The organism is Paraburkholderia sp. RL17-383-BIF-A (genome assembly GCF_046028015.1).
Lineage (GTDB): Bacteria > Pseudomonadota > Gammaproteobacteria > Burkholderiales > Burkholderiaceae > Paraburkholderia.
In genome coordinates this window covers 1-25,180 of the sequence record NZ_JARESR010000058.1, presented here as the reverse complement: position 1 = coordinate 25,180, position 25,180 = coordinate 1, and the positions used below count along the sequence as shown (strand labels likewise).

Genomic DNA, 25,180 nt, shown 5'->3' with positions numbered 1-25,180 from the left:
CGAGTTAGGAATGTGGCTCACCAACTGGGAACTGGGCAATGACCCGGTTGCACCGTCCGCCAGCCTCACGGGATTGCAGTCAGATACACGGGCCTTCGTACCAGGCATCTGTGTCGAGTGCTACATGCGGTGGAAAGCTACGCTAACGGAGAAACTTTTTGAAAGTGAACTGAGCGCTGCACTTCCAGCATGGGGCGAGGCAACGGAAGTGATGCTGAGCGATCAGGCGCAAGTCCCTTATCCTGTGCTGGTGCCGGATCTGACCAGTTCGGCAAAAAGGGCGATGCTTTACAGTACTCTCTTCGGAGCTGGAAGCGGCGACGGTGGGATGGTCAAGTGTGGGAGCAGCGGGGATAATGAGTGGCGTGAGGCGGACTGTCACGCGAAGTATGAGTCCGATATGTTCAGGTGTAACTCGCTTGCCAAATATATGGGTGGTTTGGCGGGCCTCGCACTTTGCAAGAAGAATGCATTTGACGACTATCAGGAGTGCAGGGGGCACTGATGATCAGATTTCCACCATGTTCCGTGGTTGTAACTTACGACCAAGACCGTCAACAGTTGATCTTGCAGTCAGTCGAGCGAGGAAGGATGGCCACGGCGTTGAAAGGGGCAATTGAAATGCCCGTTTTACTGGATGAATTCGAGTTCAGACTTGACGACGAATTTGCGCGTCGGTTTGGCGCTGGAGTGCTCAGTCTCATCGCGCTGGGTCAACCTGATCTCAAGCAATACATTACTTTTACAGAGGCACCGATCGACAGACCGTCTGAAGAGTAATCTTTCCGAGGTTCGGTGATTTGGTCGACCGACGCTCAGTCATCACAAAGGCATGTTCCAGCGGGTGGCGCCACCTAGGCGTCGTCCGCTGGCAGCCAATTCGGGCTCTTGTCGATCCGCGAAAAAAAGGCAGAGCAGCGTGCCGGTTCTGGCGCTGCGGCTTTGTTCAACGTCGTGGGTCGAACCTAATCATCAATTCCGCGAGCAGCTTGGGTCGCGTACGAATAGCGAATTGGCAATGTGCGCGGTGGACACAACGGTGTGGAACGCTTCTTCTCGACCGACTCCAACGCCAGCATTCAGACGGCGCACGCGCCCAAACTGGGATTATGACGATCGGGACCGTGTGCACTGCGCTCGCCGGCCTGACGAGCCGTCGCTTACAAGCGCCGTGCATGCCAACAGCGTTTGCAAGATATCAAGAATGCAGAGGTTATCGATGGCTAAACATCCGCCGTATGCCGTGGTTCTGAACTACGACGAGAACCTGCAATAGTTGGTCGCTTACACACTTGATCCAAATCCGCTGGCTCCGCTCCTCGTAACCTTATCGCCAATGAGCTTTACACCCCCCCCCGGCACTCCTAAACCCCCCGCCCCCGCAACGCCCAGTTAAACACCCGCCGCGCATCCGACGCCGGCCGTGTCAATCGATCGAACAACTGCGCGACCGCGCCATCCAGTTGCGCGAGTGCCGGCGCCTTACGTGCATCAACATGAGCGGCAGCCGTCACCGATGCAAGCTCATCCCGCCCACCCCGCGCATCGCGCACCACGGCGCCGTTGTACCGCGCAATCAACGAATCGAGCCGCGCCACGATCGAATCGACATGCGCCGCGCCCACCTCCGCCGCATTGAGTGCCACCTCTTCGCGCAACCCGCCGCGCCGTGCGGAATCGCTCAACACTCGCGCCCAATGCAGACAACACAGCAGCGAGCCGGTGGCCAGTTCGACATCGGGATTCCACACCACCACGCGCTGCGTCTGCAGCGGCCGCAGCGCGATCCGCAGGTCGTGCCAACTGCGATCGAGCTGACGCATGGCCGGAACCGCATCAGCGGCTAGCGCACCCGCCCCGGCGAGCCGCACCACCTCACGCAACGCGCCCAACACCGAACTCAGCCTCGTCTCGACATGCCGCGTCGCCGCGAGCGGCATCATCAGTATCGCGACGGCGAACGACACGACACAGCCCACCAGCACTTCTTCAATTCGTATCTCGACCAGCGGGCCCATTGCGAACCCCAACTCGCCGTAGACCAACCCCACGAGCACGGTGATGAAAAACACACCCGGCGCATACGCGTTCAGGATGAAGTAAGCCCAGCCGAACACGCATAGCACCATCGCGGCGACCAGCAAAACCGGTGAGTCCTGCAGCGGCGCGACCAGCGAAACGCTGACGAGCGCACCGCCCAGCGTCCCCACGAGGCGCTGCGCGCCGCGGTACACCGTATCGGCGCGCGAGCGCGTGCCAAGAAACACGACGAACGTCGTAATGACCGCCCAGAACCAGCGCTCCGGCGAAAGCGAGTGACCGATCAGCATCGCGAGTAGTGCAGCCGTCGTCGCGCGCGTGGCGGGGAGCCAGCAGAGCTTGCTGCGCAAGTCGGCGAGGCGCTGCGCCGCAGTCAGCGCAGCTGCACCGCTTGCATGTACAGATGAAGCGCATCGAGCGATGTGGCCTCGATTTGCGATTTCCCTGAGCCCCGCAATCGCGTGACGCAACACGTCGGCACTTGCCTCGCCGCCGCCATCCGCATGCCCCGATGCAAACGCATACTGCCCGGCGGCCACTTCCACTTCGACGATCCGTTCGCGAATCGTTTCCGCATCGGACGGATTCAACAGCGCCAACTGTTCTTCGAGCGAAAGCGCAGCTTCGTTCAACGCCGAGAGATGCGCCGCCGCCGGAGCGTGAAGCACACGCGACGCGCGCAGAGTGACCGTATGCACAGCCAGGCGCAAGCTCGTCGCGGGCCGCATCGGTACGATCACGCGACCCACCAGCGTGACCATCAACGGGCCGAACGCGGAGAGCAGGAGCGACTGCACGAGATGCGTCGTCGATGGATGCAGATACAGACCGAGGTAAAAACACACCACGCCCAGCATCGCACAGCCCAACGCACGCGGACCGCATGCCTGGCACAACATGCCAACGAACATCACGACGAGGAAGCCGGCGTCGCCGGCCAGCGGATAGCGGCTCAGCACGCTCGCCGTAGCGAAGCACACACAGGCGCACAGATAGAGGGTGAAGAGCGTGCCGAACCATGCGGGCCGCCGCGCTTCGCGCACGAACAGCGGCGCGACCATTGCGAAGAGGATGCCGGGTGCGGCGAGCGTGACGGGTTGGTGGACGGAGACAGTCCACGCGACGCTGGCCACGCCGGTGAGCAGGCAGGCAAGCGCAACGCGCAGCGCGGTATGGAGGCGTACGAGTCCGGGATCCGCGGCAAGCAGGCGGTCGGCGACGCGCGAAAACGCGGCAGCAATCATGATCGATGATGTCCAGGCTAATTGGCCGCCTTCGGCTTTTGACCGACTGCGACGAGGCGGGCGCGCGGGCCCGCCAGCTTTGTATCGCCGGATTGGGCCGCCATGCCGGGATCACCGGCTAACAGCCCCACCCGACAACGGGCGATGACACTCGAACAGACACGCCGACATACGCTGCAAGGGGTGGCGCAGCGCATCCGGCGGGTTCGGGTTTTCCCGAATCATACCTGGTCAAAATCACGATTGTCGAATTTTTGCGGCGGCGCAGCAGCACGCGTAACTAACTGCGGCAAGCCCGGCAATCGGAGGCCGGCTCAAGTCGCGTCGTGGAAAATCACCCCGAGCGTATGCCGTTGGCCCGAGCGCAGGCGGCTCACGCCATGCCGCAAATTCACCCGGTACGCGCCGCGTGTCCCTTGCACCGGACGGTGGTGGACCGCGAACACTGCCGCGTCGCCTTTGCCGAGCGGCACGACTTCCGTGCGCGATTGCATGCGCGGACGCTGCTCCGTCATGACGAATTCGCCGCCTGTGAAGTCCGCGCCGGGCTCGGACAGCAGAATTGCGACCTGGAGTGGAAAGACGTGTTCGCCGTAGAGGTCCTGATGCAGGCAGTTGTAGTCGTCGATCGCGTATTGAAGCATGAGCGGCGTGGGGCGCGTCTGACCGGCGGCGTGGCAGCGTTCGATGAATTCTGCATGCGTAGCCGGATAGCGGACGTCGATACCCATCACCTCGTTCCAACGGTTCGCCACGGGCGCGAGGCACGGATAAAGCGCGGTACGCAAATCCGCGATCAACGGCGGCAGCGGATAAGCGAAGTACTTGTATTCGCCGCGGCCGAAACCATGCCGCGCCATCACGACGCGGCTGCGGAACAAGGCTTCGCGCGGGTAGAGCGCAGTCAGCGCATCGCATTCCCCGGCACTGAGCAGATTACGCAGCATCGCGCAGCCATACGCGTTCAAACCTTCTTCTATTTCGAACCAGTCGACCGACCCGATGCGCTGCGCAAGCGAGCCGGCCGTCTGCGTCTCACCGTCTTTGAGATCCGGCTTCTGGATCGCACCGGCTCCGAACTCCAGCTCCAGCGAGTGCGACTGTTGACCCTTCGCAATCGTATCCATGAACTCTCTCCATCACGCTATTACCAGAACGATGATTGAGTGTAAGTACAGGCGTTCTGTCACGCCCTCCGACTCTTGCTCTTCAATTCTGCGCGTTTCGCAGTCGCTGCTCGGGCAACGGGTGCATGATGTTCTGAACGATCCAGCCCCGGCAGGGGGCGTGCGCTTCCGCACGCGGCAGTCCGGCAGTGCGGCGGACTTTAGACAAACCCGACGCCCGCTTTGGAAATGCCGACTTCGCGGGACGTGCTGCCCTGTTCATAGTAAAACCCTGTTAGGCCCAACGCACATCCGGAGACTTTGCCTATGTCTGCTTCCCCGCAGAAACTCGACGACTGGCTCGACAAGGAGATGGTGGCCGAAGACGACATCACGGCCTTTCCGCTGACGGCAATGGCCGCCACGCTCGATCGCGAAGAACACGGCGATAGCGTGCCGCCGCTCTGGCACTGGCTGTACTTTCTGCCGACTGCGCCGATGTCCGAGGTCGGCCCCGACGGCCATCCAAAGCGCGGCGGTTTTTTGCCCCCCGTGCCGCTGCCGCGCCGCATGTGGGCCGGAGGCCGGCTGACGTTTCATGCGCCGCTGAAAGTGGGCGAGCGCGCCACGCGGACCTCGACCATCGCCAATATCGAAGACAAGACCGGCCGGTCCGGCCGTCTCGTGTTCGTCACGGTGCAGCACACCATTGAAGCGGGCGGCGAACTGAAGGTCGAAGAGGAGCACGACATCGTCTATCGCGACGAGCCGCAGGAGGGCGCGCGGCCACCTCAGCCGCAACTCGCGCCGGAAGGGGAAACGTGGCGTCGCACGATCGATGCCGGCCCCGTCATGCTGTTCCGCTACTCGGCGCTGACCTTCAATAGCCATCGGATTCACTACGACTACCCGTACGTGACGGAGGTCGAGGGCTATCCGGGGCTCATCGTTCATGGTCCATTGATTGCGACGCTGCTGGTCGACCTGGTGCGCCGCGAACAACCGGACGCCACGCTGCAGAGTTTCGCCTTCAAGGCGGTGCGCCCGACATTTGCGGGGCAGGCGTTCACGGTGTGCGGCAAGCCATCCGCCGACGGCAAGATCATCGACCTGTGGGCCAAAGACCACGAAGGCTATCTGACCATGCGCGCCACCGCGGCGCTTGCGTGAGATTCAAGCGATTCGATCGTTCAGCCGCGATTGCGCTCGGAGGTCACCGCACCGCGAAGCCGCATGGCCGCGCTCATGAGTCCATCGCGTGCCCCGCTTCTGTGCGCGATTCAGGCTGGCGAGCGCATCGACGATGCTCGCCCGCGATCGCAACACCGCGTTCAGCAGACAGCGGGCAGCGCCGCGTCGCTTTCGCATTCGGCCAACAATGAGAGCAGCTTGTCCAGCGCGAACGGTTTCCTGAGAAAGCCTTTGACGGGCAACGCGGGCGCCTCGCCGCTGCCGCTCGTCAGAATGACGGGTACGGACGCCAGTTCACTGCGCGCCTGCATCGATTCGATCAGCTCGGCGCCGTCCATATTGGGCATGCGCCAGTCACACACCACGGCGCTGACGCGCGTGCGTTGCAGTCGTTCAAAAGCTTCGGCGCCGTCCGCCGCCGTGGCGACCGTGTAACCACGGCCGACCAGCACGGCGCGCAGCGCGGACAATGCCTCGGGTTGGTCGTCGACCAGTAATACGCGACTCATAATGCTTATGCCTGAAATGTCGGTTGGACTGGGCCCCGGATGTTCGTGGTGCCAGTCGTGACAGGGGAGCGGGCTGAATTGCCACGCGTTGTGGTCCTGTCGAGCCGCAAGAAAAAGCAAGGGTCGTGCCTGACACTTGATTCGTGCCAGTTTATTTGGCCTTTGTCTTGTGAGCGCTGAGGGCGCGTCAACCTCTGCTTTCATCATGCATGGCGATTCCATGATGCCACCAAAGGCAGCCCCTATTTCCAATAAGAAACGAACGTGATGCGACCGGCGCGTGCCCGCTGCTCCGGCGCCGACGCACGCGAAAGCTGGCAGCGATGCATTCGCTCCGTGCGTTACTCAAGCTCAGTAAGCCTTTAGGAGTCTTTAGGCCGCCGTTCCCGGGCAAATACCCTTGCCGCCAGAAAAACCCGCGTGTATAGTTTCCGAACTTACTCTTGTTTCGCATCGGAAATAAAAGGGATCTTCATGGACGCTTCCACCATTCTCGCCGACCTCGGCATCGCCCACGCGGCGCAAGCCGGCGACATCGCGGTTCATTCGCCCATCACCGGCGAACTCATTGGCCGCGTGGCCAGCAACACCGTGGCGGAAGTCGACACGGCTCTCGCTCAGGCGAAAGAGGCGTACACCGTCTGGCGCAACGTCCCGGCGCCGCGCCGCGGCGAACTGGTGCGTCTGCTAGGCAACCGTCTGCGTGAGAAGAAGCAGGCGCTCGGCAGCATCATCACGCTCGAGACCGGCAAGATTCTCCAGGAAGGTATGGGCGAAGTGCAGGAAATGATCGACATCTGCGATTTCGCGGTAGGTCTGTCGCGCCAGTTGTACGGTCTGACCATCGCCTCGGAGCGTCCTGGGCATCGTATGGCGGAAACGTGGCATCCCATGGGCACTTGCCTCGTGATCTCGGCATTCAATTTCCCGGCTGCGGTGTGGTCGTGGAATGCGGCGCTCGCGCTGGTCTGCGGCAACGCTGTGATCTGGAAGCCGTCGGAAAAGACGCCGCTTACCGCGCTCGCCGTGAATCAGATTCTCAACGAGGCACTGCAAGAGTTCGGCGATGCACCGGCCGGTCTCACCGCGCTGATCAACGGCGGCCGCGATGTGGGCGCAAAGCTGGTGGCCGATCCGCGCGCGTCGATTGTCAGCGCCACGGGTAGCACGGAAATGGGCCGTACCGTCGGCGTGGAAGTGGCGAAGCGCTTCGGCCGCTCGCTGCTCGAACTCGGTGGCAACAACGCGGGCATCGTCACGCAAACGGCGGATCACGAACTCGCCATGCGCGGCATTCTGTTCTCGGCGGTCGGTACGGCCGGGCAGCGTTGCACGTCGCTGCGCCGTTTGTTCGTGCACGAAAGCGTGTATGACAAAACCATCGAGCGTCTTAAGCAGTTGTACAGCAAGGTGCCGATCGGCAACCCGCTCGAAAAGGGCACGCTGATGGGTCCGCTGATCGACAAGCAATCGTATGGCCGCATGCAGGAAGCGCTGCAACAGGCCACGGCTGAAGGTGGCAAGGTCTTCGGCGGCGAGCGCGTCGACGTGAAGGGCTATGAAGGCGGCTACTATGTGCGTCCGGCGATTGTCGAAATGCCGTCGCAAACGGCGGTGGTGCTGAAGGAAACGTTCGCACCGATTCTGTACGTGCTGCGCTACACCGATTTCGCCGATGCGGTCGAAGCGAACAACGCGGCGGTGCACGGTCTCTCGTCGTGTGTATTCACAACCGATCTGCGCGAAGCTGAACGCTTCCTGTCCGACTCGGGCAGCGACTGCGGCATTGCGAACGTCAACATCGGGCCGAGCGGCGCGGAAATCGGCGGCGCGTTCGGCGGCGAGAAAGAAACCGGCGGCGGCCGCGAGTCGGGTTCGGACGCGTGGAAAGCCTATATGCGCCGCGCGACCAACACGGTCAACTACTCGTCGGCATTGCCGCTCGCGCAAGGTATCGACTTCAATATCGGTTGATACCGCTCGCGCAATCCGTTCGTTTATCCGTAACAGGCAGCGGCGCATTCACGCGCCGCTGCGGCTTTGCCCAACCTTCTTCAGCAATCCGTTTGCGCCGCCGGCGTTAAGAGCGGCCACGCTACTCGTGGGGTAAGACGTGAGTTCCAAAGTCGTGATCGTCGGCGGTGGGGTGATCGGCAGCTCGATCGCGTATTTCTTGCGGCTGTCCGATCCGACAGTCAGCGTCACGGTGATCGAGCGCGATCCGACTTATGCGCGCTCGTCGTCGGCCTTATCGGCGGCGTCGATCCGGCAGCAATTCTCCACGCCACTTTCCATTCAGATGTCGTTGTTCGGCATCGAGTTTCTGCGCTCGATTGGTGAACGGCTCGAAGTCGACGGCGCCAAACCGTCGATCGATCTGCACGAAGGCGGCTACCTGTTCCTCGCGACGCCGGCCGGCGAGACGACGCTGCGTGAGAATCACGCACTGCAAAAAAGTCTCGGCGCCGATATCAGTCTGCTGGACAAAGCTGCATTGCAAGCGCGCTTTCCCTGGCTCAATACAGAAGACCTCGTGGCCGGTGCATACGGTGAGAGTGGCGAAGGCTGGTTCGACGGCTACGGGCTCGTGCAGGCGCTGCGCAAGAAGGCGCAATCGCTCGGCGCGCGCTACATCGCGGCGGACGTCACCGCACTCCAGCGCGACGGCAAACGTGTGACTCACGTGCAGACCGCGAACGGCGAGACCTACGCCTGCGACGTGGTGGTCAATGCCGCCGGCGCGTGGTCACGCAAAGTCGCGCAGATGGCCGGTATCGACATTCCGGTTTATGCGCGGCGCCGCAGTATTTTCAATGTCACCTCGCCGGGGCAGCTCGAACGGTGTCCGTTGCTGATCGATCCGACCGGCGTGTATTTCCGCCCGGAAGGCAAATCGTTTATCTGCGGGACGTCACCCTCGGCGGATAACGACCCCGACGATCTGCCGCTCGACGAAGTCGATCACGCGCTATTCGACGATGTGATCTGGCCGACGCTCGCGCAACGCGTGCCGCAATTCGAAGCACTGCGTGTGCAGAATTGCTGGTCCGGCTACTACGAATACAACGTGCTCGATCAGAACGCGATCATTGGCTACCACCCGGATGTCGATAACTGTATTTTCGCCAACGGCTTTAGCGGACACGGTTTGCAGCAAGGACCCGCAACGGGCCGCGGCATCAGCGAACTGATTCTGCATGGCCGCTACACGACGCTCGATCTGGGCTCGTTGAGTTTCACGCGTGTGCTCGAAAACCGGCCGATCGTGGAGAAGAACGTGGTGTAGCCGCGTGCGCCGGGGTGATGCGAAAAACGCAATACGTAGTGCGTAGATATCGTTTGCCGCTCACCCTGACACTGGCCACAATCGACGCCGATCTTCCCTCTAGAGATAAGCGGCCCGTCACCATGTTCACGTTCAATCCCGCATTCGAAGCACCGACCGGTTCGCCGATTCGCGAGCTTTTCAAGTATCTGGCGCAACCCGGCATGATCTCGTTCGCCGGCGGCTATCCGGCGAGCGATCTATTCGATCGTGAAGGACTCGACGCCGCCGCGGCGCGGGCGACACAACACACCACGCTTTGCCTGCAATACGGCCCCACCGACGGCCTCGTCGTCCTCAAGGAACAACTCGCGCATTTAATGATGCGCCGAGGCACCCCTTGCACGCCGCAGGAATTGCTCGTGACGACCGGTTCGCAGCAGGGCTTCGATCTGCTGCTGCGCGTGATGGTCGCGCCCGGCGACGTGGTGCTGGTCGAACAGCCCGCCTATCCCGCGACCTTGCAGGCGCTCAAGCTGCAAGAGGCCGATGTGGTCACGATTCCCGTCGATCAGAATGGCCTCGACGTCGACGCGCTCGCCGCGCAGCTCGAGTCGGGCATGCTGCGCCGCGCGCCGAAGCTGCTGTACACCGTGCCCACCTTCGCCAATCCGACCGGTGCGACCTTGTCGCTCGAACGTCGCATGGCGTTGCTGAAACTGGCGGCGCGTTACCGCTTTCTGATCGTCGAAGACGATCCCTATGGCGATCTGCGCTTCAGCGGCGCAGCACTGCCTTCGCTGCTCGCGTTGAGCGAGCAGGTGCCGGGTTCACGCGATTGGGTCGTGCATTTCTCCAGTCTGTCGAAGATCGTCGCGCCCGGCCTGCGCGTTGGCTGGATGCTCGCGCATGCGGAGATTCTGCGCCGTTGCGTGGTCGCCAAGCAGACGGTCGACCTGTGCAGCTCGCCGTGGACCCAGGCGATTGCCGCGGAGTACCTCGCAAGCGGCGCGCTCGAGCGGCATTTGCCGCGCATCGTCGACGCCTATGCCGTGAAATGCCGCACGCTGTGCGACGCGCTGGAAGCGCAACTGCCGGAGCACATTGCGTTTCATCGCCCGGCTGGCGGCATGTTCGTGTGGGCGCGACTGAAAGCCGGTCAGAATGCGTCCGATTATCTGCGCGCTTGTATCGAGCGCAATGTGATGTTTGTGCCGGGCGTGGCTTTCTATAAAGACAATATCGATACCGCCGCGCTGCGCTTGTCGTTTGCCGCGCCCGGCGTAGCCGATATCGAAACCGGCGTGCAGAGAATGAAACAGGCGCTCGAACGGTTTTGACAGCGGCTAAGACAGATCGATATCAAAGTAGTAAGCGCGATGCGCAATTAACCCGGCGGGCACTCTCTGTACCGCCGGGTTTTTTACATGCGCGTTTAATTGCGTGGATTTAGCATAAAACCCGCGAACCGTAATGCCTTGCATGACCGTTCACGGATAAAGGCATTATTCACGGCGCGCTGAACGCAAGGGGCGTGCATGCCTAGCAAATAATCTCCGATCCTGTTCGTGCCGGTTTGGCGAATCAGATCGCCGCATCGAATGGACTCGGTTCCCAATCGTCTTAATTAGACGTGTGTCCGATTTTTGTCAAACCTTGAAGTGGCACGACTGTTAAATAGGAAGTGCCGTTGGTTTTGCGTTAAAAATATCGGTTATCATCGCTGCCTTCGGCCATGATCCCGCTGGTTTAATCCGCCGGGCATTCCCGTTAATACCGTCGCATCGAACCAGAAGAAATCAGATGAAGATGTCGCGAAAAAAGATTGCAATCCTGGTTGTCGGTCTTCTGGTTGTGGCCGGCGTGGTCATTCAGGCGGTGTGGCGTCCATTTGCGCATCGCAAAGCCGCCGGGAATGGCGAAATCGTCCTCGACATTCATCACCCTGACGCGGTGATCGACAGTGAAGCGCTCTCGCGATTGCCGCGCGACATTCTGAGCGTGCCATTGCTGCACGACGTGCTCACGCAAGACTTCGTCGACTACTACGAATCGAGCAATACGCGGCTGTCCGCCGAAGGCGCGCTGCGCCGGCTCGCGTTCGAACATCAGCTCGACTGGCGCGACGAAGTGATCCGCCGTGTGTTCGACGAACCCGCGCACGTGCTGCTGTGGCGCTCGCCTGACGGCCGCCTCGGCTACTGGGTGATGTCGATGCATCGCAACGGTTTTGCGAAGCTGCTGCAAGGCGTCGGCAATGTCGCCACGAGCGACGCGCAATTGAGCCAGGTGGCGAAGCTCTCCGGCGACGTGCCGGTCTACGCATTGAAACTGGCAGTGGGCCGCACGCTGCTGTTCGCCAGCAAGGACGACCGGCTGGTCGTACTGTCCGCGCCCGGCGTGCTGCTCGACGAGAAGGGCGGCCTGCTCGGCGAGCGGGCCGATGCGGTGTCCGACATGCTCTCCTCGCGCCGCGACGATGCAGCGCGCGCCTATCAGCTCGACGCACCCGGCGAGGCGCCGAAGGGTCACCGGCTGGTGGTGTCGGCCAACTATCTGTCGTTCGGTTATCAGGCGTTCTTCTCCGGCATCGACGCACTGCGCTTCGATTTTTCGTCGAATGCTTCGGGACGTGCAGCGGCGAACTGGCAAACCTCGGCGCTGATCGACCCGGGCAAGTTGCCGCAGCAGTGGAACAGCGCCGATTTGTGGCGCGCGTTGCCAGCCAATCCGGCGGCCTGCACGAGTTTGCCGGCGGACTGGAAAGAAGCCTCGGGTCTGCTGGGCAAGGTGGCCGGCGGCGCGGATAACGCTGCCGCGATTGGCGATCAGCTCGCCGGTCCCGCGGCGGTGTGCTGGTATGCAAAGTCGACGCTGGTCGCGCCGGTGTTCGTCGCGCGCGTGAAGAAGCAGGACGCGGCCGGTGTCGCCGCATTGAAGGCGGCGCTCGGCAAGACCTTCGGCGATGTGATCGGCGCCTATGAAGCGAAGGCCGCCAAAACGGACGGCGCGGACTCGTCGGCTTATCGCCGCTTGCCGGTCACCACGCGCGACCAGGGCGCGGATGTTACCGTGTGGCAGCGTCCCGTCAGCGCGCGGTCGGGCACGGCACTGACCAGCAAGGCGTCGTTCGCGTCGCAGTTGTCGGCGGAGCGCTATTTTCCGGTCACGCTCGCCCTCGCGCACGGCTATCTGATCTTCTCGCCGGACGGGCGACTCGTCGACGACACGCTCGCGGTGCTCGACAAGCGCTATCCGGCGCTGGCCGATACGCTCGCGCCGCAGCGTCTGCCGCGCACGATTCTGACGCTCACGCCTTCGTCGGCCGCCGCGCTGATCGAACGCGAGGCGGGCGCGGCGTTGCCGGCGGATCAGGAAGCGGTGTTCCGCAACGCGTCGCGCACGCATCTCGTGCCGAAGCTGCACGCGCTCGCTCATTACCCGCCGGTCTCGCTGACGCTGCCGCAAAACCTGCCGGGCTCGACGGGCTGGGTGCCGGTGGAGTGGTGGTTCGATCGCGCGAAAGCCGGTGCCGGTTCGACAGAAAGCGCTGCGGATACGCCCGCGGATCAACCTGGCACCGAGGGCGACTGAGTGCGCCGCCTTCGCGTACCCGACGCGACAGTCGCGACGTGCGCGCCTGAGCGCGCGCCGCAAGGCGCGGTCGCAGCAAGGCCAGCGCATGCCGCGCAGTTCGGGCATGCTGCTCAGCCGACGCATGCCGCGCATGCCGCGCATGCTGCGCAGTCGACGCGCTCCGTGCATGTTGCGCAGTCCACGCATCCCGCGCCTGTCGCACGCCACGCCGCCACCGCCTCGCGCCGCGCGTGGCTCGCACGCGTTGCATATGCATTCGCCGTCGCGGGCCTCGCGCCCTACACCCCTTACGCGCACGCGCTCACCAGCACCACCGCATCACCCGACCCCGACGCACTCTCACCGCAGCAATCGGCGGCATTTCGCGCGTGGTTCGTGCGTATCGTCGACCAGCAGATGCGGCGCGGACCCACGCCGCGTTGGACCCAACGCGATTGCGCGGGGCTCGTGCGCTTCGCGGTCGGCGAGACGCTCAGGCCGCACGACACCCGATGGCTGCGCGCCAATGGCATGACCAGTCTCGCGGATACCAGCAGCATGCCGCCCGAACTGCAACTGTCCGCAGCGCAGCGCACGATCGCCAACCGCTGGACCCAGCTCGATGGTTCCACCGGCGCGTACGCGTCGGCAATCGCACTGATTCAACGCAACAGCCGTTTTGTTTCGAAGGACGTGAACCAGGCGCTGCCTGGCGATCTGCTGTTCTTCGACCAGGGCGACGACCAGCATCTGATGATCTGGCTGGATCGCTACATCGCTTATCACACAGGCACCGTCACGCCGACCGATACCGGTCTGCGCGCCGTGGCCGTTTCCGACCTGATGCAATGGAAAGATTCCCGCTGGCAGCCGCTCGACGGCAATCCGAATTTCGTCGGCGTGTTTCGTTTGGACTTTCTGACACCATGACCCGAATGATTTCCGTCACGCCATCGCGCGGTTGGTTGGGCAACGCGCGCCGTCGCGCGGCATGCGCGTTCGCGGCGCTGCTTCCCGTCTTATTCGCGGCCATGACGTTCGCCGTCGCACCGGCTGCTTATGCGGACGACGAAGCGTCGAACACCGCCGCCGATGCCAACATCGCAGGAAATCCAACGTTGCAGACGGCGCCGTCGAGCAACTTCAGTTCGCAGAAGGTCGACGGTCAGCCGTTCTTCCTGCTCTCGGACGCGAGCTTCGCCAGCAATCAACTCGCGCGGGTGCGGCTCGAAGCGCCCGGCCGCGACTTCAAGGACGCGTTGCAGGCGTATGGCGGCGCGGATATCGTCGTGTATCGCGTGCCGAAGCCGCTCGACTTTCTGAAGGCGCAGAAGAATCTGCACCGGCTGAATGTCGCGCCGAATTATCAGGGTGAAGGGCTGGCGAATACGCTCGCGTATCTGTGGGACCGCTGGTTCACCGAAGCGCGCCGCGCGTGGCAGCGTGTGCTGTCTTTCGCGACCCGCAGCAAGGCGACTGAAGCTGCGCCGCAATTCAAGCTCGGCGAGCAGACCGGTAAGCAGACGCAATCCGAGCCGAACTCGCAATTCGCGCCGCTCAAAGGCTATGACATGGTCGCGCGTTTCCGCTATCCGATCTGGGACGCAAAAGTGATCCAGCCGCCCAAGGGTGTGAATCTCGCGGGCAGTAGCAGTAACTTTATCGAAGCCAGCGCAGGCAACGTGATGATTCCGGTCGGCAAGCTGCCGCCGGGGCTGTATATCGTCGAGGCGGTGATCGGCAATTATCGCGCGCATACGCTCTTGTTCGTGTCCGACACGGTGGCGGTCGTCAAAGCCGCGCCGAACGGCATGCTGGTATGGACCACGCGGCGCGACAACGGCAAGCCGGTCGCGAATACGGAAGTGAACTGGACCGACGGCGTGGGCGTCCTGCAAAGCGGCACGACCGGCAACGACGGCGCGCTGGTGCTGCAACACGTGAGCCCCGAGCGCAGCTATGTGCTCGGCACCGATCCGCAGGGCGGTGTGTTCGTCTCCGAGAATTTCTATTACGACAGCGAGATCTATAACACGAAGATCTACGCGGTCACCGACCGACCCATGTACCGGCCGGGCGATCCGGTACATGTGAAGTTCATCGGCCGCACGTTCCAGAACGCGACGCAATCGTCCGCGCCCGCCGAGGCCGATCTCAAGCTCGACGTGCTCGATCCGAACGGCGCGCCGGTGGCGAGCAGCAAGGTGCATTTCGCTTCCGACACGGGCGCGGATACCGCGTTCACACTGCCCGCCGATGCCACCGCCGGCGGCTACACGTTGCGCTTCGACTACAACGGCGATGTATACGGCAGTGCATTTCGCGTCGCCGAATATGTGAAGCCGCACTTCGACGTGAACCTCTCGATGGATAAAGCCGACTACGCGACCGGCGAGGCGCTGAAGGGCAAGATCCAGTTGCGCTATCCGGACGGCAAGCCGGTGCGCGATAGCAAGATCTCGGTCACATTGCGCGCGCAAAAAGTGACGATCGTCGACGGCGAATTGCGTTATGCGGGTCTGTTCCCGGTCAAGCTCGACCAGCAGGAGTTGAAGACGGACAGCGACGGCAATGCGAGTCTCACGCTGCCGGCCGCGAAGGAGCCGAGCCGCTATGCGTTGACGCTGTTCGCGCAGGACGGCGCGGCGTACAAGGTGCGAGTTACACGTGAAGTGCTGATCGCGCGCGGCGCGACACCGTATCGTTTGACCACAGCCAAATCGTTCTCGCAACCGAAGGAATCGGTCAGCTTCGATCTGCAGGCGCTCGGTGCGATCGATCCCGCTTCGCATGCGCCGTCGAAATACGAATGGACGCGTCTCGAATCGCAAACGCATGGCGAAGGCGCGTTGAAGAGCACGAGCGCGGGCGGCAAGCTGTCGTTCCCGGTGCAATTCGACGAACCGGGCTCGTACATGCTGTCGGTCAAAGATGACCAGGGCAACCTGCTCGCCGCCGCCAGCCATTGGGTTGCGGGCGACGGCGTGAAGGCGATTCCGGGCAGTGTCGAGATCGTGTTCGATCGCGACAGGTACAAGATCGGCGATACCGCCGAAGCGCTGATCACGTTCCCGATGCCGGTCGACGACGCGTTGCTCACGCTCGAACGCGACAACGTGGAACGTCGCGCGCTGCTGACGGCAGGCGGCGACTGGCTGCAACTGCAACGCGTCGCGCCGTCGCAATGGAAAGCGCGTATCAAGGTGGGCGCTGATTTCGCGCCGAACATGACGTTCTCAGTGTTGTACGTGCACGCCGGCGAATACGTGTTCCAGAACGCGGGCATCGTGGTCGCCCAACCGCAGATCGAACTCAACGTGAAGAGCGACAAGCCGGTGTACGGTCCCGGCGACACAGTCACGCTGAATCTCGACAGCACGGTGAACGGCAAACCGGAAGCGGCGAACCTGACCGTGAGCGTGGTCGATGAGATGGTCTACGTGTTACAGCCGGAGATCGCGCCGAATATCGTCGATTTTTTCTATCACCCGCGCCGGAATAACGTGCGGACTTCGTCGAGCCTGTCGTTCATCACCTACGACCTCGCGCGCTCGCCGTTGAAGGGCGCGCCGGGCGGACCACAGCGCGCGAACTACAACGAGCGCGGTGTGAAAGTGCTCGAACGGCCGCGCCGCGACGATCAGGACACGGCCGCGTGGGAAGCCAACCTGAAAACCGACGCGAACGGTCACGCCACCATGACGTTCAGGATGCCGGATTCGCTGGCGCGCTGGCGCATTACCGTGCGCGCCGCGGCGCCGGATGGCATGGTCGGTCAGCGTACCGCATACGTGCGCTCGGACAAGGCGCTGTATCTGAAGTGGAGCGGGCCGTCGCATTTCCGCGTCAACGATCAGCCCGCCATCGACATGATCGCTTTCAATCAGACCGACGCGGACATGGACGCGCAGTGGGTCGTGGAGGGCGGCGGCCTTTCGTTGAATCAGAAGGTCACGCTCAAGCGTGGCGCGAACTATTTGCGCCTGCCGAGCGGCGCGCTGAAGGATGGCGTGATCAACGCGACGCTGCGCAGCGCGGGTAAAGATGTGGATCGTTTGCAAACCACGATTCATCTGGACGCGAGCGGGTGGCTCGATCTGCATCAGAACACGCTGGCGCTCGACGGCACGAACAAGCCGCTCAATCTGCCGCAAGACGCGCAGGACGTCAGTGTGCGATTCATTGGCAGCGCGCAGAGCCAGTTCATGCGCGTCGCCGACGATCTGATCGCCTATCCGTACGGTTGCGCCGAGCAGACTTCGAGCCGCCTGATTCCGCTCGCGCTCGCGCATGATGCGATCGGCCATGCCGACAACGCGAGTTCGACGCAAGGGCTCGAAGCGCTGCTGCGCAATCAGCGGCAGCGTCTGGCCATGCTGGCGGGCGTCGGCGGCACCTTCGGCTGGTGGGGCGATACCACCGGCGGCAGCGCGCTGATCACGGCTTACGCGTATTACGCGGACTGGCTCGCGAGCCGCAGCCTCGGCATCAGCCTGCCCGCCGACAACTGGCAGCATGCCATGGACGTCTATCGCGACGCGGGTGCGAAAGAGCCGCTGCTGCATCGCGCACTGGCCTTGTGGCTGATACAGCAGATGGGCTTGCCGGTTGCGACGCCGGTGTCGGGCGTGGCCGCCGACCTGATGAGCGACGCGGCCGCCACGGCTAATGCGCCGGCGCGCAACGGCACGTATAACGCGTCGGACAGCATCGTGTTCGCGCAAGCCGATTCGCCGCGCGGCAAACAGATGGCAACGCTGCTGATCGCGAGCATGGCGCGCAGCGCGAATGCTCAATTGCCCGATGGTTTCGACGCTGCGGCGAGCGCCGCGCGTACTGCGTTGAGCAGCGATCCGGCACCGCTCGTGCTAAGCCTGCTGGTCATGTCCGGCGGCGACGGCGGCGCGGCAGTCGATGCATCGGCTTTGCTAGCGAAGAGCAGCGCCGATTACCCGACGCTCGATCGCGCGCTGACGCTCCTGTGGTTGCGCAAGGCATTGGGCGGCGAGGTGGCGGCGGCGTCGTTGCCGTCGCTGCAAGGCTCGGGCTGGACGCGCGCCGCGACGCCCACCGGCACGCCGCTCTACAAGTGGACCGGCGCGACGCTGCCGGCCACGCTCGACGCCGGCGCCGCGCGCACCGACGTTAACGCGCTGGTCTCGTTCCGCAGTCACACGAGCGAAGACAGCCGTCTGAACATCACTGTTGCGCGGCGTTTCTACAAGCTCGAACCGGTCGAGATCGCGGCCGATCCGAAGAAAAAAGATGCGGCGGCTGAGAGCCAGCTGGGCCGCTCCGCGTTCACCGCGCGTCTGGTTAAGCCGGGTGATGCGATCGACAGCAATGCGCTCTACGTCGACGAAGTCACGCTCACGCCGCGCTCGGGCAACGCGTACCACTACGGCTTGCTCGACGTGCCGCTGCCGCCGGGCGGCGATGTCGAGGCGACGAGCTGGGGCGTGTCGATCGACGGGCTGCCGGGCGCGAAAGAGGACGTGAGCGGCCCGCAGCCGTTCCAACGCGTGGCGTCCTACGAGATGGGCGAGCTCGCATATCACCAGCCCGTGCCGTTGCTCGACCGGCCGGTCACGCTGCGGCAACTGGTGCGCTTCGCATTACCGGGCACGTTCGCGCTGCCGCCCGCGCGGTACTTCCGCATGTATCAGCCGGACGCGAAGGCGTTCGAAGGCGGCAAGAGCGATCGCGTGACGACGTTGCGCATCCAGTAAGCGAGACGAGACCGCCATGTTCCGCGCGCTACGGCCTTTAAGCGATCGTCTGGCAGCCACGCTGCGGATCGCGCTCGCCGTGAGCGTGGTGTGCGGTTTCAACGGAACGGCAACGGACGCGGCGGCTTCGTCTTCAACTGTGTCGGCCACGGCCTCCGCGCCGCAGATGCTGCGCTTTGCCTGGTTGCGCGACGGCCAGGACCGGCTTTGGCAAGCCGACGGCAGCGGCACGCCGGTCGGCTTCTCGCCTCAGGCCGCGAATGACTTGCCACGCACGCTTGAGACGCCGCTCGGCAGCGTGTGGAAACTGTTCGTCTACGGCTATCTGTTGGATCGCAACATCGCCACCCCGGATTACGCCTGCAACGGCGACGACCCGGAAGAAGTGTATTGCTGCATGACCGGCGGCCACATCGATCGCGAACATGCGTTGGTGCAGTCGTGCGGACTCTTTTTCGAGCCCGCGCGCCTGCAACTCGATTCCACCGACTGGCGCAAGTACTGGACTGCCGCTCACGCGCCCGTCTGGTTGCGCGATCTGCACGCCATGACGCCCGCGCGCCGTGTGCCGGTAGCCGAATTGCTCGCCGCGTTGCAGGCCATGCCGAGCCGGCCGCGCGAAGCGGCCGCGAGCACGCTCGTGTCGGTGCTGACCAGCGGACGCGGCGAAGGCACGGTGTCGCTGTACGGCAGTGTCCTGCGCGCCAAGACCTGGACGATGCCGGATCCGGCGCGGCCGGGTGCCTCGATTGGCGGCGCGGCGGGCTGGCTCGCCGACGGCACGCCGGTGTGGCTGGGCGGTTCGGGTGGCAGCGCGCGCGTGCTGGCGGCCGCCGCGCCGCGCATCGCGCCGCTGCTCACGCAGATCACCGTGCCGGACGATACGGCTTGCGTACTGGTCGATTTCTTCAGCCGCTATCCGATTCGCGAAGTGCTCGGCGATAAAGGGCCGGCCTCCGTAACGGACGGTCCATTGCGCGGGGATTTCCGGGTCGGCTTTGTGAATGGCAATTGGGCGCGCGTGACGAGCCGCGGCGAATTGCGGCTCGATCGCGATGCTGTGGGCGCGCCGCAAGTGGTCGGCCGGTTCGGCATGAACGACTACGTGGCGCGCGTAGTCGAGCGCGAAGGCGACACCAGCCAGCCGGAGGCGGCCAAGGCGCTAGCCGTCGCGGCGCGAACCTACGTCGTGCAACATGGCAGCCACGATCACGGCTGTTTGCGTATCGACGACAGCAGCAGCACGCAGCGCGTCCTGCCGCGCGCGCCGACGGCAGCCGCGCGTCATGCCGCCGATCTGACCGATGCGCTCGTGCTGACCGGCGTGCCCGTCCAGTATCACCACGACAAGGCCGCGCCGGGACAGATGAGTTGGTTGGCCGCGAAGGCCTCCGCTCAAACCGGCTTGACGTTCGACGCCATTCTCGCGCGCACCTGGCCGCAAGCGACGCTGACGTCGTTCCAGAGTCCGTTATCGGGCGACTGCATCGCGGTGGCCGGTGCGCAGGCCTGGCTGCAGCGCAACGCGCTTTTGTGGGCGCGGCGCATGGACGGCGCGGCGGGCTACGAAACCCCCGATCTGCCCGCGGTGTGCGCGGTACGTGAAGGGCGACCGTATGCCGACGCGCAGCGCAATCGCGTGTACGTGTATCGCTTGCAAACCGAAGAGGATCGTATCGCGTTGGCGCATGAATATATTCACCTCGCGTTCCAGCATCATCCGCGTGGTCTCGATGAGACGTTCGTCGAGCGGACCGCGCGCACGCTGATTCGTACTGACAATTCGATCCAATGAATATCGTCACGCGCTTGCCGTTATGTCTGTTGAGCCGGCCGTCTTTGGTGCGTCATGCGGGCGTCTGCTCGGGCGTGAAGCGTGACTGTTGTATGTGAATTAGCAGGGCAACTTCGATTCGACCGGCTACAACGTCGATACGCGCTTCGCACGATGGCGCCGTGATCGGGACGACGCTGAAGCAGTGGTTCCACGAAACCACGCCGAACGAATGGCATGAAAACGAGGGTCGCGCCGCTGCGCAAGATCGGCGACCTGATGCTCGCGAACAGCGAGCGACTCTGACAGCGGGATGGGAGCAGTGAAGATGAAGGTCGAGACGACGGGTTGGATGAAAGCGAGTCACAAGTTGTTCGCAATAGCCTGTTTGGCCTGCCTGCAGGCAGCGCCGGCGGCGTATGCGAGCGACATCGACTTTGCCGCGCCGTTGAATGGCTGGCGCAACACGAGCGGTGACAGCGAGCGTTATACGCAGGACGTGCATTACCCGGCAGTGTCGGTATCGACGCCGGAAGGGCAGTCCAGATTCGCGCTGATCGAAGGGCAGATTCGCAACACGCCGAAGAAGAAGGGCACCACGGTGGGCACGCTCGTGGTCGACGGCACACCATTGCCGCAGCGCGTGGAAGAGGACGGCAAGTTCTCGCGGCCTTACGCGTTTCCTGCCGGCAGTAACGGCGTCGAACTGCGCGCGCCGGACGGCAGCCGCAAACGCGTACAGTTCTACGACGCCTATAGCGGCAAGACCCAGCCGAAGCTGCGCGTGCTGCTCGCGTGGGACACCGACGGCACCGATCTGGATTTGCACGTCGTGTCGCCCGACGGCGCGCACACCTGGTACGGCGAGCGCGTTGCGCCGAATGGCGGCGCGCTCGACGTCGACGTGACGACCGGCTATGGACCGGAGATTTACTCGTCGGCAGCGCCGTTGAAGGGCACATATCTGGTGTTTGTGAATTACTACGGCAGCGGCAATAGCGGCGCCGATATGACCGTCGCGCAGGTCACCATCATCGCGAACGAGAATACGCCGAACGAAAAGAGCGAAACGATTCGGGTGCCTATGCGCAAGGCCGGTGAACTGACGCTCGTGAAAACGTTTGTGTTGCCGTAACTGTGTTGCCGTAATACCGCGAAGCCACGCCTATGTCCGCCAAGCGGTGAGACCCGCGACTCATTGAGAGCGCGCAGGTGAAAGCCAATGCGTTCAACGAGTTGCGTGAGTCATGCGCAGGTTGTCCACAGGCTTGCGAACAGTTTCTGTGGACAAATGCCGTGGACAAACTCAGCGCTATGCACGCCTTCTGTTAAAGAACGGCTCGCGGCACTTTTCCTCGCTCAGGTTGACGGCCTGATCCCGACCAACCATGCGCCAATCAAAGATCGGAGTCCGATTCTCGCCCCTCCACCACGTCGCGCGTGGCTTCCCAATACGGCCGACGGTTGTAATACTCGTGCACGGTGGCGCCCCATTGCGTATCCGCCATGGAAGGCCAGTTATCCTTATCGAAGCCCGGCGAGTTCTTGATCAATTCGGCGCTTGCGTCGAGCACGAAACATTTGTCGTCCGTATCGAGCGTGAGCGCGCTCCACGGGATAGCGTGAAGTGTGTCGCCTATGCCGAGAAAACCGCCGGTGGACAACACCGCGTAAGCGATCCGACCGCCGCGCACGTCGAGCATGATGTCGGAGATTTTGCCGACATGTTCGCCGTCGGATGAGATCACCTTGTTGCCGTCGAGCGTGGATGCGGCCATGACGTCCGGTCCGGGGCCGTCGCCGATACCAACGCCAACAATAGTTGCGCCTTGCGCGCCGGCGGATGCCGGGATGTGGGGATCGAGGGTAGTCATGATTTGCTCCTCATAAAAGGTATACGGAGGAGCGCGCAACGACTGTGCCCGTTGCCTGCGGGGATGATGGACGCGGGAGCGCTTTGCGGCGATTGGCTGTGGCTGCCGCATGTGGCGGGCGTAGTACGCCTGGACGTGCATGCGCCTGATCGGCAATTGCGGGGAGATGTATTGGAGAAAGTTGCGCGGACGCGCAATGACGTCGGGCGCTTTTCGCGATTTTTCAGCGCGAGTCTGGCGCGTTCTATGCGGCTGGAAGGCGGGCGGCAGCGCGAATCACCCACCGCGGGATCATTTCGCTGCTTGCTTGCTGAGGGAGGAGGAGTGGTGCGCTTGCCGTGCGTGACGCACGACAAGCGCAATTACTGGCTTAATTGCTGGCCTAATTGCTGACTTAGCGGTCGAGGAACGACTTCAGGCGGTCGGCGCGGCTCGGATGCATCAGCTTGCGCATGGCCTTGCTCTCGATCTGACGAATCCGCTCACGCGTCACGTCGAACTGTTTGCCGACTTCTTCGAGCGTGTGGTCCGACTTCGTGTTGATACCGTAGCGCATGCGCAGCACCTTGGCTTCGCGCGGCGACAGCGAGTCGAGCGCGTCGTCGATGGCGGCGCGCAAGTCGGCCTGCATGGCTGCGTCGGCCGGCGAGGAAGCTGCCGAGTCTTCGATCATGTCGCCGAGCGTGGCGTCGCCGTCGTCACCGACCGGCGTTTCCATCGACACCGGCTGCTTGGCGATCTTCAGAATGCCGCGCACCTTCTCTTCCGAGAGTTCCATGCGTTCCGCGAGCACGGACGGATGCGCTTCCTGACCGGTCTGCTGCAGGATTTCGCGCGAAATGCGGTTCAGCTTGTTGATCGTTTCGATCATGTGCACCGGCACGCGGATCGTGCGAGCCTGATCGGCGAGCGAACGCGTGACAGCTTGGCGGACCCACCACGTGGCATACGTGGAAAACTTCCAGCCGCGACGGTATTCGAACTTGTCCACGGCCTTCATCAAGCCGATGTTGCCTTCCTGGATCAGATCGAGGAACAGCATGCCGCGGTTCACGTACTTCTTCGCGATCGAGATCACAAGACGCAGATTCGCCTCGATCATCTCGCTCTTCGCCTTGCGCATCTTCGATTCGGCCGCGACCATCTGGCGGTTGATCTCTTTCAGATGCTTCAGCGGCAGCGAAACCGTTGCTTCGATTTCGATCAGCTTCTGCTGTTCGGACTGAATTGCCGGCAGATGACGCTCCAGCGCCGCGCCGTACGATGTATTCGAGCGTGCGGCGCGTTCCGTCCAGCCGAGGTCGGCCTCATGCCCGGCAAACGACTCGATGAACTTTTCGCGCGGCATGCCGCTCTTCGTGACGACGATTTGCAGAATGTTGCGCTCGATCGCGCGAACTTGAGCAACCTGTTGCTGCACGTCGCCGCACAGACGGTCGATGGTGCGTGCCGTGAAGCGGATCTTCGCGAGGTGCTGCTGGATCTCTTCGCGCGCGCGCTGGTACGCCTTCGAGGTGACGTCGCCGCGTGTGTGCGAAGCGTTCATCTGGTCGGACAACATGCCGACCTGGGCGAAGATTTCGAGGCAGTCGCTCGTGAGCTGCTTCAGGCGTGCTTCGTCTGCGGCCGAGGAGTCGGCCGGGCCGACGTCGTCGTCGCTGTCTTCGTCGTCGTCGGTGTCCGCGTCGGCGTCGACATCGGCCGACGCGTCCGCGCTAGCGCTGTCTTCTTCGGCGGCGACCGTGTCTTCATTGAGGCCGTCGACCAGTTCGTCGATGCGCAGTTCGCCGTCGGCAACCTGCTGGGCGCTCGCCAGAATGGCCGAGATCGCGAGCGGGCAGGCGGCAATCGCCTGCACCATTTCGTGAAGGCCGTCTTCGATGCGCTTGGCAATCGCGATTTCGCCGGCGCGCGTCAGCAGTTCGGTCGCGCCCATTTCGCGCATGTACATGCGCACCGGGTCGGTCGTGCGGCCGAACTCGGAATCGACGGTCGACAGCGCGACTTCGGTTTCCTCGTCCGCCTGATCGTCCGACACCACGGCGGGGGCGTTCGAGTTGAGCAGGAGGGTTTCCGCATCCGGCGCCTGCTCGTAGACCTGCACGCCCATGTCGTTGAACGCGCTGACAATGCTGTCGATCGCCGCCGTTTGCGCGAAGTTGTCGGGCAAATGGTCGTTGATCTGCGCGTGGGTCAGATAGCCTTGTTCCTTGCCGAGCTGGATCAGCGCGCGCATCTGGCGCTGACGTTCTTCGGCTTGCTGCGGCGGCAGCTCGGCCGCCACGGGGATCGCTTTGCCGGCGCCCTTGCCCTTGGCCGTACGGCCCGAGGGAGCTTTGGCGGCGTAGCCGGCGGTTTCGTGTTGCGAATCTTCGCGATCAAAAGGGTTCACGTATTCTCCTCTAGAGGCTTCGCTATGAGACGCAAGACGCGACCGTCAGGCGTTTCGAGCATGGCTCAACATCACCTGAGTGACTCAACGCGGTTGTTTGGCTGTGCTCTGGGGAGCAAAAAAGATGAGCCCGCTCGAAGCGGGCCGATAGAAATGTGCGAAATTCGCGCGGCTCGCATTATATACGAGCTTCAGCCTTCGCGCTCATTGTGTGCACATCATTTCATCATGCGCGTTTGTTGCAGGTGCATCCCCGGGCCGCTGGTCGGGCTTGGAGCGGTTGTCGGGTCCGTGTTCCAAGGTGCGTGCGTATTGGTGGATTTCAAGCTCCTCACTATAGAGGAACTTGGTCGTTCTCACATGACGCGGGCCCGCTGGTCCTACTTCCTTATATATAGGGGCGGCTTGGTTCTGGCGTGGATCGGCACTTGGTCAAAAGAAAATTCACAAAAGGGGGTTGACGATGTGTCAATCGTTCTC

15 protein-coding genes and 1 pseudogene are annotated in these 25,180 nt (G+C 63.1%); 11 read left to right on the top strand and 5 right to left on the bottom strand.

From position 1 onward, the window contains the following. Together P0D71_RS35185 and P0D71_RS35180 are read left to right on the top strand one after the other, a co-directional pair. Nucleotides 1-505: pseudogene (locus tag P0D71_RS35185) on the top strand (DUF6531 domain-containing protein); the annotation flags it as partial. 86 nt (nucleotides 506-591) lie between these two features. Beyond that, nucleotides 592-780, top strand: coding sequence for a hypothetical protein (locus tag P0D71_RS35180; RefSeq protein WP_353615898.1), 189 nt, complete (start codon nucleotides 592-594; stop codon nucleotides 778-780). Nucleotides 781-1,364: 584 nt separating this feature from the next. Here the strand turns inward: P0D71_RS35180 and P0D71_RS35175 are convergent. Both P0D71_RS35175 and P0D71_RS35170 read right to left on the bottom strand, forming a co-directional pair. Continuing rightward, on the bottom strand, nucleotides 1,365-3,284 hold the full coding sequence (locus tag P0D71_RS35175; protein WP_408483815.1) for an FUSC family protein: 1,920 nt from the start codon (nucleotides 3,282-3,284) through the stop codon (nucleotides 1,365-1,367). A 314-nt stretch (nucleotides 3,285-3,598) separates the two neighbouring features. Beyond that, nucleotides 3,599-4,411 carry a 2OG-Fe(II) oxygenase gene (locus tag P0D71_RS35170; RefSeq protein WP_408483814.1) on the bottom strand — a complete coding sequence of 271 codons (813 nt, stop codon included), beginning with the start codon at nucleotides 4,409-4,411 and terminating at the stop codon, nucleotides 3,599-3,601. A gap of 306 nt (nucleotides 4,412-4,717) precedes the next feature. Here P0D71_RS35170 and P0D71_RS35165 point away from each other — a divergent pair, with 306 nt between their 5' ends. After that, entirely contained in the window at nucleotides 4,718-5,560 is an 843-nt protein-coding gene (locus P0D71_RS35165; RefSeq protein WP_408483813.1) for an HTD2 family dehydratase, read from the top strand. A 161-nt stretch (nucleotides 5,561-5,721) separates the two neighbouring features. On the opposite strand, the gene P0D71_RS35160 is transcribed toward P0D71_RS35165, so the two are convergent. Continuing rightward, nucleotides 5,722-6,090, bottom strand: a complete 369-nt coding sequence (locus P0D71_RS35160; protein WP_408348506.1) for a response regulator — start codon at nucleotides 6,088-6,090, stop codon at nucleotides 5,722-5,724. A 474-nt stretch (nucleotides 6,091-6,564) separates the two neighbouring features. Here P0D71_RS35160 and amaB point away from each other — a divergent pair, with 474 nt between their 5' ends. The 8 genes from amaB (at nucleotide 6,565) to P0D71_RS35120 (ending at nucleotide 21,569) form a co-directional block, all read left to right on the top strand. After that, nucleotides 6,565-8,064 (top strand): L-piperidine-6-carboxylate dehydrogenase, encoded by a 1,500-nt coding sequence (gene amaB / locus P0D71_RS35155; RefSeq protein WP_408483812.1) that lies wholly within the window; start codon nucleotides 6,565-6,567, stop codon nucleotides 8,062-8,064. A 139-nt stretch (nucleotides 8,065-8,203) separates the two neighbouring features. Next, nucleotides 8,204-9,376, top strand: coding sequence for an NAD(P)/FAD-dependent oxidoreductase (locus P0D71_RS35150; RefSeq protein ID WP_408483811.1), 1,173 nt, complete (start codon nucleotides 8,204-8,206; stop codon nucleotides 9,374-9,376). Between the two features lie 122 nt (nucleotides 9,377-9,498). Then, entirely contained in the window at nucleotides 9,499-10,695 is a 1,197-nt protein-coding gene (locus P0D71_RS35145) for an aminotransferase-like domain-containing protein (RefSeq protein ID WP_408483810.1), read from the top strand. A 463-nt stretch (nucleotides 10,696-11,158) separates the two neighbouring features. Next, nucleotides 11,159-12,949 (top strand): DUF2138 domain-containing protein, encoded by a 1,791-nt coding sequence (locus P0D71_RS35140; protein ID WP_408483809.1) that lies wholly within the window; start codon nucleotides 11,159-11,161, stop codon nucleotides 12,947-12,949. Between the two features lie 165 nt (nucleotides 12,950-13,114). Beyond that, nucleotides 13,115-13,861: a DUF1175 domain-containing protein gene (locus P0D71_RS35135; protein ID WP_408483817.1), complete on the top strand. Its 747-nt coding sequence runs from the start codon at nucleotides 13,115-13,117 to the stop codon at nucleotides 13,859-13,861. Then, the gene (locus P0D71_RS35130) at nucleotides 13,858-18,660 is read left to right on the top strand and encodes an alpha-2-macroglobulin family protein (RefSeq protein ID WP_408483808.1); all 4,803 of its coding nucleotides are present in this window, start codon (nucleotides 13,858-13,860) and stop codon (nucleotides 18,658-18,660) included. Before P0D71_RS35135 ends, P0D71_RS35130 begins: the two co-directional genes overlap by 4 nt. A gap of 166 nt (nucleotides 18,661-18,826) precedes the next feature. Then, complete coding sequence (locus P0D71_RS35125; RefSeq protein ID WP_408483816.1) at nucleotides 18,827-20,455, top strand: DUF2300 domain-containing protein; 1,629 nt, start codon at nucleotides 18,827-18,829, stop codon at nucleotides 20,453-20,455. A gap of 307 nt (nucleotides 20,456-20,762) precedes the next feature. After that, on the top strand, nucleotides 20,763-21,569 hold the full coding sequence (locus P0D71_RS35120; RefSeq protein ID WP_408483807.1) for a YfaP family protein: 807 nt from the start codon (nucleotides 20,763-20,765) through the stop codon (nucleotides 21,567-21,569). A 262-nt stretch (nucleotides 21,570-21,831) separates the two neighbouring features. On the opposite strand, the gene P0D71_RS35115 is transcribed toward P0D71_RS35120, so the two are convergent. Then, nucleotides 21,832-22,308, bottom strand: coding sequence for a PRC-barrel domain-containing protein (locus tag P0D71_RS35115; RefSeq protein ID WP_091804246.1), 477 nt, complete (start codon nucleotides 22,306-22,308; stop codon nucleotides 21,832-21,834). 394 nt (nucleotides 22,309-22,702) lie between these two features. Beyond that, nucleotides 22,703-24,700 carry an RNA polymerase sigma factor RpoD gene (gene rpoD, locus P0D71_RS35110; protein ID WP_408187572.1) on the bottom strand — a complete coding sequence of 666 codons (1,998 nt, stop codon included), beginning with the start codon at nucleotides 24,698-24,700 and terminating at the stop codon, nucleotides 22,703-22,705. Nucleotides 24,701-25,180: the final 480 nt, after the last annotated feature.